We start from the raw sequence: 15,539 nt of genomic DNA, 5'->3' as shown, positions 1-15,539 counted from the left end.
AGTGTTCGATGACGGCCTTGCTCGAAATCAAGGGGCTCCATGCCGAGATCGCAGGCGGACGGAAGATCATCCAGGGCCTGGACCTGACCGTGAACAAGGGCGAGATCCACGCCATCATGGGCCCGAACGGCGCCGGCAAGTCGACGCTGTCCTATGTGCTCGCCGGCAAGCCCGGCTACGAGGTCACGGCCGGCGAGGTCTATCTCAATGGCGAGGACCTCTTGGCGATGTCCGCCGACGAGCGCGCCGCCAAGGGCGTGTTCCTCGCGTTCCAATATCCGTTGGAGATCCCCGGCGTCGCGACGCTCACCTTCCTGCGGGCCGCCTTCAACGCCCAGCGCAAGGCGCGCGGCGAGGAGGAGCTGTCCTCGCCGGACCTGATCAAGCGGGTGCGCGAGATCGCCAAGACGCTGAACATCGATGCCGACATGCTGAAGCGGCCGCTCAATGTCGGCTTCTCCGGCGGCGAGAAGAAGCGCAACGAGACCCTGCAGATGGCGCTGCTGCAGCCGTCGCTCTGCGTCCTCGACGAGACCGATTCCGGCCTCGACATCGATGCGCTGAAGGTGGTCGCCAACGGTGTCAACGCGCTGCGCTCCGCCGAGCGCGGCATGATCGTAATCACCCACTACCAGCGGCTCCTCGACTACATCGTGCCTGACATCGTCCATGTGTTCGCGGCGGGCCGCATCGTCCGCACCGGCGGCAAAGACCTCGCGCGCGAGCTCGAGGCGACCGGCTACGCCCAGTACCAGAGCGAAGCGGCGTAAGGCGCCGGGGAGGACGAACATGGGCGTCGTGATCCGCAAGACCAAGGCCGAACTCGGACTGGCCGATCTGTATCAGGGCGCCCGCCGCTATCTGCCGGGCGGCGAGGAGATCACCGCGGTGCGCGCCGCCGCATTCGACCGTTTCAATGCGGTCGGCCTGCCGCACCGGCGCGTCGAGGCCTGGCGCTATACCGATTTGCGCACGCAGATGAAGGAAGCCAAGCGGCTGGCCTCGCTGCCCGACGACGCGGCAAAAACCAAGGCGCGCGAGGCGAGCGACTTGTTCGCGGGCGCTGGCTTCCGCAAGCTGATGATCGTTGACGGTGCCTTCGTGCCCGAGCTGTCCGACCTCGCCGATCTCGAGCCGGGCCTCACCATCCAGCCGATGGCCGACGCGCTCGCCGCCGACAAGCCGCTGCTGTCGCAGCGTCTCGGCCCCGTCGTGCCTGACGACGATCCGGCGTTGGCGCTCAACACCGCGCTGGCTGCCAATGGCGTCGTGATCCTGGTCGCGCCGGGCACGGCACTGAGCCGGCCAATCCACGTCGCGTTCGTCACGACCAATTGGGTCGCAACCTCGATGTACACGCGGTCGCTGGTCAATATCGGAACTGGGGCCAGCGCCACCATCGTCGAGTCGCATCAGGGGCCCGACGGAAGCGAATATCAAGTCAACACCGCGATGCAGCTCGTCGTCGGCGACGAGGCGCGGATCGACCATGTCAAGGTGACCCGGGAGGGCAACAGCGCGCTGCACATCTCCTCGCTGCTCGCCAATATCGGCGCGCGTGCGACCTTCAATCAGCTCGGCTTCGTCGCCGGCGGCAGCATGGTGCGCAACCAGCTGTTCGTGCACATCGCGGGCGAGGGCACCGTAGCCGACATCCGCGGCGGATCGCTGCTGTCAGGCGCCCAGCATGCCGACACGACCTTGGCGATCGAGCATGCAGCCGAGAACTGCCAGAGCCGCGAGACCTTCAAGGCCGTCGTCGGCGACACCGCTCGCGCGGTTTTCCAGGGCAAGATCACGGTCAGTCCCGGCGCGCAGAAGACCGACGCCAAGATGATGTCGCGGGCGCTGCTATTGTCCGACGAGGCCGAGGCCGACAGCAAGCCGGAGCTCGAGATCTTCGCCGACGACGTGCAGTGCGGCCACGGCACCACGACCGGCGCAATCGACGACGAGCTGCTGTTCTATCTGATGGCGCGCGGCATTCCGCCCAAGGAAGCCAAGGCGTTGCTGATCCAGGCCTTCGTTGGCGAGATCATCGAAGGCGCCGCCGATGAGAGCGTGCGGGCGGCGTTGACCGAAGCGATGCTGGGCTGGCTCGGACAACGGGAGTAGGTGATGCATGCAGCGGTGAACGGAAGCGGCTATGACGTTGGCCGCATCCGTGCGGACTTTCCGATCCTCGGCATGCAGGTGCACGGCAAGCCGCTGGTCTATCTCGACAACGCCGCCTCGGCGCAGAAGCCGCAGGCCGTACTGGACCGGATGAACCAGGTCTATACGTCCGAATACGCCAACGTGCATCGGGGGCTGCATTATCTCGCCAACGCCGCCACCGAGGCCTATGAGGGCGCCCGCGCCAAGGTGGCGTCGTTCCTGAATGCCGAAAGCCCTGAGCAGATCATCTTCACGCGCGGCGCCACGGAAGCCGTGAACCTGGTCGCGCAGACCTTCGGCCGCGAGCGGATCGGGCCGGGCGATGAGATCGTGCTCTCGATCATGGAGCACCACGCCAACATCATCCCCTGGCATTTCCTCCGGGAGCGCCAGGGCGCGGTGCTCAAATGGGCTCCTGTCGACGACGACGGCAATTTCCTGCTCGACGAATTCGAAAAGCTGCTGACGCCGCGCACCAAGATGGTAGCGATGACGCAGATGTCGAACGTGCTCGGCACGGTCGTCCCGGTCAAGGAGGTCATCCGCATCGCGCATGCGCGCGGCATCCCGGTGCTGATCGACGGCTCGCAGGCCGCCGTGCACATGGAGGTCGACGTCCGCGATCTCGATGCGGATTTCTATTGCATCACCGGGCACAAGATCTACGGCCCGACCGGCATCGGCGCGCTCTACGGCAAGCGCGAGCTCTTAGCCGCGATGCCGCCGTTCAACGGCGGCGGCGAGATGATCCGCGAGGTCTCGCGGGACTGGGTCACCTATGGCGACCCGCCGCATCGCTTCGAGGCCGGTACGCCGCCGATCGTGGAAGCCGCTGGGCTGGGGGCAGCGATCGACTACGTCGCCTCCATCGGCAAGCAGCGCATCGCCGCGCATGAGCATGATCTCGTCGCCTATGCGACCGAGCAGTTGCGCGAGATCAACTCGCTGCGCATCATCGGCAATGCCGCCGACAAGGGGGCGATCGTCTCGTTCGAGATGCAGGGCGCCCACGCCCACGACTTCGCCACCGTCATCGACCGCTCCGGCGTCGCGGTCCGCGCCGGCACCCATTGCGCCATGCCGCTGCTGGAGCGCTTCGGCGTCACAGCGACGTGCCGGGCGTCGTTCGCGATGTACAACACGCGGGAAGAGGTCGACGTGCTGGTGCGGGCGCTGAAGAAGGCGCAGGAATTCTTTTCGTAGAGGCGCCTTTTCCTACACGCAGTGATCGCGAAGAAGCGCTGCTCGTTGATGCGCCCTCTCCCCTTGTGGGAGAGGGCAGCACCGCTACCAGCCCTGGAATCGCTCGGGTGAGAGGTCGTCTCCGCGAGCCATGACCTTCTGGGTGCGCCGAGAGACCCCTCACCCGGCTGCCTTCGGCCTCCCCCCTCTCCCACAAGGGGAGAGGGTGCACCGAGTTCGCCGCGATACGCGCGATCAGTCAAAGCAGCAATCAAACAACCAAACCTACGCCGCCGCCGCCAGCGCCGCCTGGGCGTCGGCTCTGATGCGGCTCACCATCGAGCGGAAGCCGTTGGAGCGCTGCGGGGTCAAATGCTCGCGCAGGCCGAGTTTCTCGAACAGCGCGATCGGATCGGCGGCCAAGATCTCGGATGCGGTGCGGCCGGACACCATCGCGAGCAGGATCGCGACCAGGCCGCGGACGATGTGGGCGTCACTGTCGCCGATGAAGTCGAGCGCCGGCACTGCGGCGTCGTGCCGCACCGTGGTTGCAAGCCAGACCTGGCTGGTGCAGCCCTGCACCTTGTTGCCATCATTGCGGTCGGTATCGGGTAGCGGCGGCAGGCCGCGGCCCAACTCGATCACGTAACGGTAGCGGTCGTCCCAGTCGTCGAGCAGCGCGAAATTCTCGACGATGTCCTCGATGTCCGGTGCCCCCGGCGTCGCGGTCTGGGTCATCTTCAACATCATCCCCTCCTCGTCATCGGCTGATCTCCGTGGATACCAGGGCCAGCTATGCCGTCAGGCCCGGCTCGCTACCGCGCCGCGCCAGCACGGAATCGACCGCGTGCGTGACGCCGTCGAAGGTGATCGGCTTGGCGATGATGGCTTCCGCGCCCTGCCGCAGGCCGGCCAGCGCGAGCGGCGACTTGGTCGATCCTGCGACCACGATGATGCCGGCCTGATGCATCGTCCTGGCGAGCATGCCGACCGTCTCGGCGCCGTCGTCCTCCAGGATGCTCATCCCGATGAGGACGGCATGGGGCGTGGTCCGTGCGGCCTTGGTCAATGCGTCGGCGGTCTCCGCGAAGGTGAAGGTCTCGTGACGCTCACTGAGAATGTAGCCGAGCGCCGAGCGGATCACCTGATCGGCTTCAATGACAAAGACGCGCGTCTTGCTCGCCATCAATAGTACTCCTGCTGGCCCGTTCGAAAGCGGGTTTGATCTACATCAAGCAAACTCCGTACCGCCGCTCCTGGCCGGCCTCACGCGAGCGCTCCCCGGTGTTCTCTACGGAAGCGCCGCTCGGAGCCGCGGCGGCATGTGTCGTTTCGGACAGCACGGCGCGGGAGCGTCGGGTGAAAACCCCCGATGTCGGATTTGCAACAAGTACATCCTAGCGCCGAGCTTGGCCGCATCTCTTTCAAAACATGGCCTTTTTAACGATTCCAAAGCTCTGGCACAGCCGTTGCAAAACTGGGCTCAGGCAAAGGTTGAGGGCTGAGTGCACGCCGACGCTTCGGACGAGCGATGCTCTCCTTCCCAATAACCCGTCTGCCGGTTCTGGAGAGAGGACGCGGTCTCGCGATGCAAGGTGCATGCGAGACATTGGCAATCGGTTGATGGAGAGCATCATGGCAGCGCTGCGACAAATCGCATTCTACGGCAAAGGCGGCATCGGCAAGTCGACGACGTCACAAAACACCCTCGCGGCACTCGCCGAGATGGGCCACCGGATCCTGATCGTCGGCTGCGATCCGAAAGCGGATTCGACCCGCCTGATCCTGCACGCCAAGGCGCAGGACACCATCCTGAGCCTGGCCGCTGCCGCCGGCAGCGTCGAGGACCTCGAGATCGAGGAGGTCATGAAGGTCGGCTATCGCGACATCCGTTGCGTCGAGTCCGGTGGTCCGGAGCCGGGCGTCGGTTGCGCCGGCCGCGGCGTCATCACATCGATCAACTTCCTGGAAGAGAACGGCGCCTATGAGGACATCGACTACGTGTCCTACGACGTGCTCGGCGACGTGGTCTGCGGCGGCTTCGCGATGCCGATCCGCGAGAACAAGGCGCAGGAGATCTACATCGTGATGTCCGGCGAGATGATGGCGATGTATGCCGCCAACAACATCTCCAAGGGCATTCTGAAGTATGCCAACTCCGGCGGCGTGCGCCTGGGCGGCCTGGTCTGCAACGAGCGTCAGACCGACAAGGAGCTGGAGCTGGCGGAAGCGCTGGCCAAGAAGCTCGGCACCAAGCTTATCTACTTCGTGCCGCGCGACAACATCGTGCAGCACGCCGAGCTGCGCCGCATGACGGTGCTGGAATATGCGCCGGATTCGGTCCAGGCCGGCCACTACCGCTCGCTGGCGCAGAAGATCCACGCCAACGGCGGCAAGGGCATCATCCCGACCCCGATCACGATGGACGAGCTCGAGGACATGCTGATGGAGCACGGCATCATGAAGGCGGTCGACGAGAGCCAGATCGGCAAGACCGCCTCCGAGCTCGCCGCCACGGCGTAACCGCCACCGGTCATCCGGCCCATGATCTCTAAGGGCCGGATGACCCCCGCAACCGATCATCGAGGAAAAGCCAGATGAGCGTCATCGAGAAACAAAGCGTGGCCGAGATCAAGGCACGCAACAAGGAACTGATCGCCGAGGTCTTGAAGGTCTATCCGGAGAAGACTGCCAAGCGTCGCGCCAAGCACCTCAACGTGCACGAGAACGGCAAGTCCGACTGCGGCGTCAAGTCGAACATCAAGTCGATCCCCGGCGTCATGACCATTCGCGGCTGCGCCTACGCCGGCTCCAAGGGCGTGGTGTGGGGCCCGATCAAGGACATGATTCACATCAGCCACGGCCCGGTCGGCTGCGGCCAGTACTCCTGGGCGGCGCGCCGCAACTACTACATCGGCACGACCGGCATCGACACCTTCGTGACGATGCAGTTCACCTCCGACTTCCAGGAGAAGGACATCGTGTTCGGCGGCGACAAGAAGCTCGCCAAGATCATGGACGAGATCCAGGAGCTGTTTCCGCTGAACAACGGCATCACCGTGCAGTCGGAATGCCCGATCGGCCTGATCGGCGACGACATCGAGGCGGTCTCCAAGGTCAAGTCGAAGGAGTATGACGGCAAGACCATCGTTCCCGTCCGCTGCGAAGGCTTCCGCGGCGTGTCGCAGTCGCTCGGCCACCACATCGCCAACGACGCGATCCGGGACTGGGTGTTCGACAAGATCCCGGCCGACGCTGCGCCGCGCTTCGAGCCGTCGGACTACGACGTTGCGATCATCGGCGACTACAACATCGGTGGCGACGCCTGGTCGTCGCGCATCCTGCTCGAGGAGATGGGTCTGCGCGTGATTGCCCAGTGGTCGGGCGACGGCTCGCTGGCCGAGCTCGAGGCGACGCCGAAGGCGAAGCTGAACGTGCTGCACTGCTACCGCTCGATGAACTACATCTCGCGTCACATGGAAGAGAAGTACAATATTCCGTGGTGCGAATACAATTTCTTCGGGCCGAGCAAGATCGCCGAATCGCTGCGCAAGATCGCCAGCTATTTCGACGACAAGATCAAGGAGGGTGCCGAGCGCGTCATCGCGAAGTACCAGCCCCTGATGGACGCCGTGATCGCCAAGTACCGGCCGCGCCTCGAAGGCAAGACTGTGATGCTGTTCGTCGGCGGTCTGCGTCCGCGCCACGTGATCGGCGCCTATGAAGACCTCGGCATGGAGGTCGTCGGCACCGGCTACGAGTTCGGCCACAACGACGACTATCAGCGCACCGCCCAGCACTACGTCAAGGATGGCACGCTGATCTATGACGACGTGACCGGCTACGAGTTCGAGAAGTTCGTCGAGAAGGTCCAGCCGGACCTGGTCGGCTCGGGCATCAAGGAAAAGTACGTGTTCCAGAAGATGGGCGTGCCGTTCCGCCAGATGCACTCCTGGGACTACTCGGGTCCCTACCATGGCTACGACGGGTTTGCGATCTTCGCCCGCGACATGGACATGGCCATCAACTCGCCGGTCTGGAAGATGGCAAAGGCGCCCTGGAAGCAGGTGCCCAAGCCGTTGCTCCAGGCTGCCGAGTAACACCACCACCCACGGCCTGGCTCTCCTTCGGCGGAGAGCCAGCGCTCCCTGATCGACACAGGAAAATAGAGAGGGTTATCCCATGACGCAGAGTGCCGAACATGTGCTCGATCACTTCGAGCTTTTCCGTGGTCCGGAATACCAGCAGATGCTGGCGAACAAGAAGAAGATGTTCGAGAATCCGCGCGATCCCGCCGAGGTCGAGCGCATCCGCGAATGGGCCAAGACGCCCGAATATCGCGAGAAGAATTTTGCCCGTGAGGCGCTGACCGTCAATCCGGCCAAGGCCTGCCAGCCGCTCGGCGCCGTGTTCGTCGCCGTCGGCTTCGAGAAGACGCTGCCGTTCGTGCACGGCTCGCAGGGTTGCGTAGCTTACTACCGCAGCCATCTGTCGCGCCACTTCAAGGAGCCAAGCTCCTGCGTGTCGTCGTCGATGACCGAGGACGCAGCGGTGTTCGGCGGCCTCAACAACATGATCGACGGCCTCGCCAACGCCTACAACATGTACAAGCCGTCGATGATCGCGGTCTCCACCACCTGCATGGCGGAAGTCATTGGTGACGACCTCAACGCCTTCATCAAGACCTCGAAGGAAAAGGGCTCGGTTCCGGCCGAGTTCGACGTGCCCTTCGCCCACACCCCCGCCTTCGTCGGCAGCCATGTCACCGGCTACGACAACGCCATGAAGGGCATTCTCGAGCATTTCTGGGACGGCAAGGCCGGCACCGCGCCGAAGCTCGAGCGCGTTCCGAACGAGAAGATCAACTTCATCGGCGGCTTCGACGGCTACACCGTCGGCAACATCCGCGAGGTCAAGCACATCTTCGAGGAAATGGGGATCGAATACACGATCCTCGGCGACAACTCGAACGTGTTCGACACCCCGACCGACGGCGAGTTCCGCATGTATGATGGCGGCACGACCTTGGAGGACGCGGCCAACGCCGTCCACGCCAAGGCGACCATCTCGATGCAGCACTATTGCACCGAGAAGACCCTGCCGCTGATCAAGAACCACGGCCAGGAAGTGGTCTCGTTCCACCATCCGGTCGGCGTCACCGGCACCGATGCCTTCGTGATGGCGCTGTCGCGCATCACCGGCAAGGAGATCCCGGAATCGATCGCCCTCGAGCGCGGCCGCCTGGTCGACGCGATCGCCGACTCCAGCGCGCACATCCATGGCAAGAAGTTCGCGATCTACGGCGACCCGGATCTCTGCCTCGGCCTCGCCGCGTTCCTGCTCGAGCTCGGCGCCGAGCCGACCCACGTGCTCGCCACCAACGGCAACAAGGAGTGGGCCGAGAAGGTGCAGGCCGTGTTCGATAGCTCGCCGTTCGGCAAGAACTGCCACGTGTATCCCGGCAAGGATCTGTGGCACATGCGCTCGCTGCTGTTCACCGAGCCGGTCGACTTTCTGATCGGCAACACCTACGGCAAGTATCTGGAGCGCGACACCGGCACCCCGCTGATCCGCATCGGCTTCCCGATCTTCGATCGCCACCACAAGCACCGCTATCCGGTGTGGGGTTATCAAGGCGGCCTGAACGTGCTGGTCACGATCCTCGACAAGATCTTCGACGAGATCGACCGCAACACCAACGTGCCGGCCAAGTCGGACTACAGCTTCGATATCATCCGCTGAGTGACGGCGCGGCGGCCTTTCGGGGTCGCCGCGTTTCGATGTTGGGAGCGGGGCTCAAGGGGAGGCATGTCGTGCCTGAGCCTTGTCTTTCGAAAGACGCGCAATCGGTCGTCAACAGGAGAAGCCAATGAGCTCGCTTTCGGCCACGATCCAGAACGTCTTCAACGAGCCGGGTTGCGGCAAGAACGCCAACAAGTCCGAGGCCGAGCGCAAGAAGGGTTGCACCAAGCAGCTGCAGCCGGGCGGCGCGGCCGGTGGCTGCGCCTTCGACGGCGCCAAGGTCGCATTGCAGCCGCTGACCGACGTCGCGCATCTCGTGCACGGACCGATCGCCTGCGAAGGAAATTCCTGGGACAACCGTGGCGCCGCCTCCTCGGGCGCTTCGATCTGGCGCACTGGTTTCACCACCGACATCAACGAGACCGACGTCGTGTTCGGCGGCGAGAAGCGGCTGTACAAGGCGATCAAGGAAATCATCGAGAAATACGATCCGCCGGCGGTCTTCGTCTACCAGACCTGCGTGCCGGCCATGACCGGCGATGACATCAACGCGGTCTGCAAGGCGGCCTCGGCGAAGTTCGGCAAGCCCTGCATTCCCGTCAATTCGCCCGGCTTCGTCGGCCCGAAGAACCTCGGCAACAAGCTCGCCGGCGAGGCACTGCTCGACCACGTCATCGGCACCGTAGAGCCGGAGGTCACGACGCCCTACGATCTCAACATCATCGGTGAATACAATCTGTCCGGCGAGCTCTGGCAGGTGAAGCCGCTGTTCGACGAGCTCGGCATTCGCATCTCCGCCTGCATCTCCGGCGACGGCCGCTACAAGGATGTGGCGTCGTCGCATCGCGCCCGTGCGGCGATGATGGTGTGTTCCAAGGCGATGATCAACGTCGCCCGCAAGATGGAGGAGCGCTACGGCATCCCGTTCTTCGAGGGCTCGTTCTACGGCATCCAGGACTCCTCGGACTCGCTGCGCGAGATCGCGCGCCTGCTGGTCGAGCGCGGCGCGCCGGCCGATCTGCTGGATCGCACCGAGGCCGTCATCGCCCGTGAGGAGGCCAAGGCGTGGGCCGCGATCGAGCCGTTCAAGCAGCGGCTGACGGGCAAGAAGGTGCTCTTGATCACCGGCGGCGTGAAGTCGTGGTCGGTGGTCGCGGCGCTGCAGGAGGCCGGCATGGAGCTGGTCGGCACCTCGGTGAAGAAGTCCACCAAGGAGGACAAGGAGCGCATCAAGGAGCTGATGGGCCAGGACGCTCACATGATCGACGATATGGCGCCGCGCGATATGTACAAGATGCTCAAGGACGCCAAGGCCGACATCATGCTGTCCGGCGGCAAGTCGCAGTTCGTGGCGCTGAAGGCTGCGATGCCCTGGCTCGACATCAACCAGGAGCGTTCGCACGCCTTCATGGGCTATATCGGCATGGTCAAGCTGGTCGCGGAGATCGACAAGGCGATCTACAACCCGATGTGGGAGCAGCTGCGCAAGCGCGCGCCGTGGGAGACCGCCAACAATAATTGGCAGGCGAGGGCGATCGCGCAGGCCAATGCGGAAGCCGCGGCGCTCGCCGCCGATCCGGTTGCCGCGGAAGCCGCGCGCCGCGCCAAGAAGATCTGCCACTGCAAGTCGGTCGATCTCGGCACCATCGAGGACGCCATCAAGACTCATGGTCTGAGCGACGTCGCCGGCGTCCGCACTCACACCAACGCCTCCGGCGGTTGCGGGGCATGCGCCGGCCGGGTCGAGGACATCCTGGCGGCACAAAAGGCGCCGGCCGAACTGCTGCAGGCGGCGGAATAGGGCGGCGCACATGGCCAAGGTCACCATTGGAAAGAAGGCCTGCGCGGTCAATCCCCTCAAGATGAGCCAGCCGATCGGCGGCTCGTTCGCCTTCCTCGGCCTGCGCGGGGCGATGCCGCTGCTGCACGGCTCGCAGGGCTGCACCTCGTTCGGGCTGACGCTGTTCGTGCGCCACTTCAAGGAAGCGGTGCCGATGCAGACGACGGCGATGAGCGAGGTCGCCACCGTGCTCGGCGGCTATGAGAATGTCGAGCAGGCGATCCTCAACATTCATAAGAGACAGAAGCCGGAGATCATCGGCATCTGCTCGACCGGGGTCACCGAGACCAAGGGCGACGATGTCGACGGCTACATCAGGCTGATCCGCGAGAAGCATCCGGAACTGGCCAATTATCCACTGGTCTACGTCTCGACGCCCGATTTCAAGGATGCGTTCCAGGATGGCTGGGACAAGACAGTCGCCAAGATGGTCGAGGTGCTGGTCGACAAGCCGACCTCGACGCGGCGCGATCCGGCCCGCGTCAACGTGCTGCCGGGCTGCCATTTGACGCCGGGCGACATCGAGGAGCTCAGGACGATCTTCGAGGATTTCGGCCTGGAGCCGTCGTTCTTGCCGGATATCGGTGGCTCGCTGGATGGCCACATTCCCGACGAGTTCACGCCGACCACGATCGGCGGCATCGGGCTCGAAGAGATCGCGACCATGGGCAGCGCGGCCTGGACGATTGCGATCGGCGCGCAGATGAAGCGCGCGGCGGAGGCGATGCAGGCCAGGACCGGCGTGCCGTACCGGCTGTTCGAGCGGCTCTGCGGGCTGTTGCCGAACGACGAGTTCATGACGTTCCTGAGCGATATCTCGGGGCGTCCGGTGCCGGCAAAATATCGCCGGCAGCGCGGCCAGCTCGCGGATGCCATGCTGGATGCCCATTTCCACATCGGCGGCCGCAAGCTTGCGATCGGCGCCGAGCCGGATCTGCTGTTCGATGTCGCCAGCATGCTGCATGACATGGGTGCGCAAATTGCCGTGGCCGTCACCACGACCCAGTCGCCGGTGCTCGAACGCATGCCGTGCGAGGAGGTGCTGATCGGCGATCTCGAGGACCTGGAGACGCTCGCCAAGGCGCGCGACTGCGGTCTCATGATGACGCATTCGCATGGCCGCCAGGCTGCGGCGCGTCTCAAAATCCCGTTCTATCGGATCGGCTTCCCGATGTTCGACCGGCTCGGGGCAGGGCATTTGCTGACGGTCGGCTATCGCGGTACCCGCGACCTCGTCTTCGCGCTGGCCAATCTCATCATCGCCGATCGCGAGGACAACCATCAGCCGACGCCTGACACTTGGCTCGATCCGTGGAAGGACGTCCAGCAGGCATCGATCGACTCCGCCGTCGTGGCGCCACTGCATTGACGTTTCAGGAGAAAGGACCGACGACATGAAAGTCGCATTCGCTACCCAGGATCTGAAACGCGTCGACGCCCATTTCGGCTGGGCCAAGAACATCGCGATCTACGATGTCGACACTGCGGGGCATCGCTTCGTCGAGACCGTCGAGTTCGACGGCGATCTCAAGGAGGATGGCAACGAGGACAAGCTGGCGCCGAAGATTGAGGCAATCAAGGATTGTGCGATCCTCTATGTCGCCGCGATCGGCGGCTCCGGCGCCGCGCGTGTCGTCGCCAACAACATCCATCCGATGAAGGTCAATCAGCCCGAGGAGATCAGCGATCTCCTGGGCAAGCTGCAGGCCGTTCTGGCTGGCACGCCACCGCCCTGGCTGCGCAAGGCGCTCGCCAAGGGCCAGGAACGCGTTCTCGATTTCGAGGAATGAGGAAACCAACATGTCCGATACCGCCGTAGCAGTCGAAACGGTACCCGCCGAGCAGCGGCCCTTCGTCAAGGAACTCATCAAGGTCTGGCGCGCCCAGGACACCCACGGCGCCTGGGAGGGCAAAAAGGACATCGACCTGCTCGAGCCCTACATCCTGGACAAGGAGAAGCGGCGGGCGCTGCCGATCATCGGCGATCCCGATCCGGAGACGATCTGGCGGCTCGAACTGTTCTTCAACGCGGTCGCGTTGTCGATCGAGAAGGCCACCGGCGTGATGATCTCGCCGATGCTGAAGATGAGCCACGAGGGCTTTGGCCGCATGGTGCTGATCGGTGGCCGGCTGATCGTGGTCAACAAGCAGCTGCGCGACGTGCACCGCTTCGGCTTCGACAACCTCGGCAAGCTGGCCGACGAGGGCGACAAGTTCGTCAACGCCGGCGTTGAGATGATCGAGAAGTTCAAGGACGTCGCAAACTACTAACGGCGAGGATGGAGACAATGAGCGACCTGGACACCCTGAAGGCCGAGATCAAGAAGCTGTCGGCACGTGCCATGGATGCCAAGATGAACCTGCACGACTTGTCGGAGGAGCTGCCCATCAACTGGGACCAGATCCTGCCGACGGCGCAGAAGGCGCATGAAGCCTTTGCCGAGTTGGAGAAGAAGCGGGCCGAGCTGAAGAAGCTCGAGACCGCGTAGGCTTACATAGGACCCGTCATCATGTCCAATTCAACCCGTGACGGCCGCGACTGGCGGCCGGACTATCTGGTCGCCATCGACGCCGGAAAGTGTATCGGCTGCGGCCGCTGCTACAAGGTCTGCGGTCGCGAGGTCATGACCTTGAAGGGCATCAACGACGAGGGCGAGTTCGTCGAGCTCGATGACGACGAGGATGACGAGGTCGAGAAGAAGATCATGGTCATGCACGACACCGGCGCCTGCATCGGCTGCGGCGCCTGCGCCCGCGTCTGTCCGACCAGCTGCCAGACCCATTCGCCGGCGGCGTGAGATCATCGAGCGTGCTGTCATGGTGCGGATGGAGGCAAAGTTCACGATCGGCCAGGTGACCCGGCACCGCGTCTACGACCTGCGCGGTGTCGTGTTCGACGTCGACCTGTCATTCTCGGAAGAAGAGGGCTGGCGCGCCATCACCATGGACACCAGGCTCGACAAGGAGCAGCCGTTCTACTACCTGCTCGCCGAATGCGGCGACAGCAGCTACATCGCCTATGTTCCGGAGCAGAACTTGGTGGCGGACGTCACGGGTGAGCCGGTCAAGCATCCCGATATCGGCGAGCTGTTCGATGTCGACGACGCCGGCAGCTACCGGTACCGCGGGCGGGTTTTTCAATAACGTATTGGAAAGCCGAGAGCGGCCGTCATTGCGAGGAGCCGCAGGCGACGAAGCAATCCAGAGTCCTCGCGTGGACCTGGATCGCGTCGCTGCGCTCGCGATGACGGCGATGGATTGGTAGGGTGGGCAAAGGCGCCTGGGCGGTTTTTCCACGCCGATTCAGCCAATGCGCCGTGCCCACCATTTTTCGGCGTGCGGGACGAAGATGGTGGGCACGCCATCGATCGCCGCTGCGCGTCGCCCGCTGGCTTTGCCCACCCTACGAATCAATGCCTACTCGATCCCCTGTTCCCGCGCCTTCCACATCGCGGCGATCCGGAAGCGCTCGTTGATCGCGGCGGGGTTGGCGAGGATTTCGGCCTGGGCCGCAGCGAACGCACCCTCGACGGTCGCGGCCTCGTCCTTGGTCAAAGTGATGCGGCCGGCCATGTGGGTCGCGTCGGGCGCGGCCTCCCAGATCTTGCGTCGGTTCGGATGCAGCTTGACTTCGACCAGCTCGAACGCCTCGAGCTCGCCTTCGAGACAGATTGCCAGCCCAATCACCTCGACCTTGCGGCCGTCCTGCGTGGTCTTGACCAGGGTTCTTGCCATGCTCGTGCTCCCGTCATTCGTCTGTGCACATCACGCCGCCACCGCCGTGTCGTCGAGCTGGCTCCATTCCGCCCAGGACCCGTCGTAGACGGCAACATCCGGACGTCCCAGCCCATAGAGCGCCAGCGCCAGCATGCATGACGTGATGCCCGAGGCGCAGGTGGTGACGATCGGCTTCTCCAGATCGATGCCGGCACTCGCGAATCGGGCTGCGAGCGCGTCGGGCGCCATGAGCACGCCCGTGTCCGGGTCGACCAGATCGGCCCAGGGCAGATTGATCGCGCCGGGGATGTGGCCCTGGCGCTTGAACGTGAACACGTCCGCTTGGGTGCCATCGAACTTGCCGGGCCCACGGGCGTCGACCAGCTGCGCGCCGCCACTCTGCACGGCGGCCGAGGTGGTCACAAGCTCCGGCCTGAAGCTTGCGCTGAAACTCGCCGGCACCGGGCGCACCGGCGTCATCTCGGCCGGCCTCTTCTCCTTGGTCCATTTGCCGAAGCCGCCGTCGAGCAGGGCGACGTTGTCGTGCCCGAACACGCGGAACATCCACCACACGCGGCCCGCGGCGGAGCCGCCATAGTGGCGGTCATAGACGATGACGCGGTCGGCATTGCTGATGCCGAGCAGCCCGACCTTGTGGGCGAAATCCTCCGCTGACGGCAGCATGTGCGGCAGCGGGCTCGACTTGTCGGCGACCTGGTCGATGTCGAAATGCACCGAGCCCGGCAGATGCCGGCCGCGATATTGCGTACGGCCATCGAGATTGGTGCTCGGATGATGCCAGGTGCAGTCGAGGATCTTGGTGGCGGGATCGGTGAGATGTTGCGCCAGCCATTCGGAGCTGACCAGGGCGTCAGAGAAGTCTGTGCTCATGCATTCGCTC

Annotated in this window: 17 protein-coding genes; 13 read left to right on the top strand and 4 right to left on the bottom strand. The window is 64.2% G+C overall.

What is annotated here, in order from left to right:
* Positions 1–8: 8 nt before the first annotated feature.
* From sufC to QX135_RS27325, 3 genes are read left to right on the top strand one after another with little or no spacing between them, the layout of a single operon-like run.
* Positions 9–770 carry a Fe-S cluster assembly ATPase SufC gene (gene sufC / locus QX135_RS27335; RefSeq protein ID WP_315740944.1) on the top strand — a complete coding sequence of 254 codons (762 nt, stop codon included), beginning with the start codon at positions 9–11 and terminating at the stop codon, positions 768–770.
* Positions 771–789: 19 nt separating this feature from the next.
* Positions 790–2,115, top strand: a complete 1,326-nt coding sequence (gene sufD, locus QX135_RS27330) for a Fe-S cluster assembly protein SufD (RefSeq protein WP_316182394.1) — start codon at positions 790–792, stop codon at positions 2,113–2,115.
* 3 nt (positions 2,116–2,118) lie between these two features.
* Entirely contained in the window at positions 2,119–3,360 is a 1,242-nt protein-coding gene (locus tag QX135_RS27325) for a cysteine desulfurase (RefSeq protein WP_315740946.1), read from the top strand.
* Between the two features lie 264 nt (positions 3,361–3,624).
* Here QX135_RS27325 and QX135_RS27320 read toward each other — a convergent pair whose 3' ends face one another.
* Together QX135_RS27320 and QX135_RS27315 are read right to left on the bottom strand one after the other, a co-directional pair.
* On the bottom strand, positions 3,625–4,086 hold the full coding sequence (locus QX135_RS27320; RefSeq protein WP_315740947.1) for a SufE family protein: 462 nt from the start codon (positions 4,084–4,086) through the stop codon (positions 3,625–3,627).
* A gap of 46 nt (positions 4,087–4,132) precedes the next feature.
* Positions 4,133–4,525, bottom strand: a complete 393-nt coding sequence (locus QX135_RS27315) for a response regulator (RefSeq protein ID WP_315740948.1) — start codon at positions 4,523–4,525, stop codon at positions 4,133–4,135.
* 449 nt (positions 4,526–4,974) lie between these two features.
* Here QX135_RS27315 and nifH point away from each other — a divergent pair, with 449 nt between their 5' ends.
* The 10 genes from nifH to hspQ all read left to right on the top strand — a co-directional run bounded on the left by nifH (position 4,975) and on the right by hspQ (position 14,065).
* Entirely contained in the window at positions 4,975–5,862 is an 888-nt protein-coding gene (gene nifH / locus QX135_RS27310) for a nitrogenase iron protein (RefSeq protein ID WP_316186531.1), read from the top strand.
* Between the two features lie 74 nt (positions 5,863–5,936).
* Positions 5,937–7,439 (top strand): nitrogenase molybdenum-iron protein alpha chain, encoded by a 1,503-nt coding sequence (gene nifD, locus QX135_RS27305; protein ID WP_315740950.1) that lies wholly within the window; start codon positions 5,937–5,939, stop codon positions 7,437–7,439.
* A gap of 82 nt (positions 7,440–7,521) precedes the next feature.
* Positions 7,522–9,081: a nitrogenase molybdenum-iron protein subunit beta gene (gene nifK, locus QX135_RS27300; protein WP_315740951.1), complete on the top strand. Its 1,560-nt coding sequence runs from the start codon at positions 7,522–7,524 to the stop codon at positions 9,079–9,081.
* A gap of 127 nt (positions 9,082–9,208) precedes the next feature.
* On the top strand, positions 9,209–10,882 hold the full coding sequence (gene nifE, locus QX135_RS27295; RefSeq protein ID WP_315785962.1) for a nitrogenase iron-molybdenum cofactor biosynthesis protein NifE: 1,674 nt from the start codon (positions 9,209–9,211) through the stop codon (positions 10,880–10,882).
* A 10-nt stretch (positions 10,883–10,892) separates the two neighbouring features.
* Positions 10,893–12,290 (top strand): nitrogenase iron-molybdenum cofactor biosynthesis protein NifN, encoded by a 1,398-nt coding sequence (gene nifN, locus QX135_RS27290; protein WP_316182391.1) that lies wholly within the window; start codon positions 10,893–10,895, stop codon positions 12,288–12,290.
* Positions 12,291–12,315: 25 nt separating this feature from the next.
* Entirely contained in the window at positions 12,316–12,711 is a 396-nt protein-coding gene (gene nifX, locus QX135_RS27285) for a nitrogen fixation protein NifX (RefSeq protein WP_315756230.1), read from the top strand.
* Between the two features lie 10 nt (positions 12,712–12,721).
* A complete protein-coding gene (locus tag QX135_RS27280; protein ID WP_315740955.1) occupies positions 12,722–13,192 on the top strand; it encodes a NifX-associated nitrogen fixation protein in 471 nt (156 codons plus the stop codon).
* 17 nt (positions 13,193–13,209) lie between these two features.
* Positions 13,210–13,410 (top strand): CCE_0567 family metalloprotein, encoded by a 201-nt coding sequence (locus tag QX135_RS27275; RefSeq protein ID WP_012045814.1) that lies wholly within the window; start codon positions 13,210–13,212, stop codon positions 13,408–13,410.
* Positions 13,411–13,431: 21 nt separating this feature from the next.
* Positions 13,432–13,719 (top strand): ferredoxin III, nif-specific, encoded by a 288-nt coding sequence (gene fdxB / locus QX135_RS27270; protein WP_316182388.1) that lies wholly within the window; start codon positions 13,432–13,434, stop codon positions 13,717–13,719.
* A 19-nt stretch (positions 13,720–13,738) separates the two neighbouring features.
* Positions 13,739–14,065, top strand: coding sequence for a heat shock protein HspQ (hspQ, locus tag QX135_RS27265; RefSeq protein ID WP_316182386.1), 327 nt, complete (start codon positions 13,739–13,741; stop codon positions 14,063–14,065).
* A gap of 273 nt (positions 14,066–14,338) precedes the next feature.
* Here hspQ and QX135_RS27260 read toward each other — a convergent pair whose 3' ends face one another.
* Both QX135_RS27260 and QX135_RS27255 read right to left on the bottom strand, forming a co-directional pair.
* Positions 14,339–14,656 carry a hypothetical protein gene (locus QX135_RS27260; RefSeq protein ID WP_315740957.1) on the bottom strand — a complete coding sequence of 106 codons (318 nt, stop codon included), beginning with the start codon at positions 14,654–14,656 and terminating at the stop codon, positions 14,339–14,341.
* A gap of 30 nt (positions 14,657–14,686) precedes the next feature.
* Positions 14,687–15,529: a sulfurtransferase gene (locus QX135_RS27255; protein WP_316182383.1), complete on the bottom strand. Its 843-nt coding sequence runs from the start codon at positions 15,527–15,529 to the stop codon at positions 14,687–14,689.
* Positions 15,530–15,539: the final 10 nt, after the last annotated feature.

This window comes from Bradyrhizobium sp. SZCCHNR1098 (genome assembly GCF_032489375.1).
Taxonomy (GTDB): Bacteria; Pseudomonadota; Alphaproteobacteria; order Rhizobiales; family Xanthobacteraceae; genus Bradyrhizobium.
Note: the sequence above shows the minus strand (reverse complement) of the source record. Positions and strands in the feature narration are given on the sequence as shown.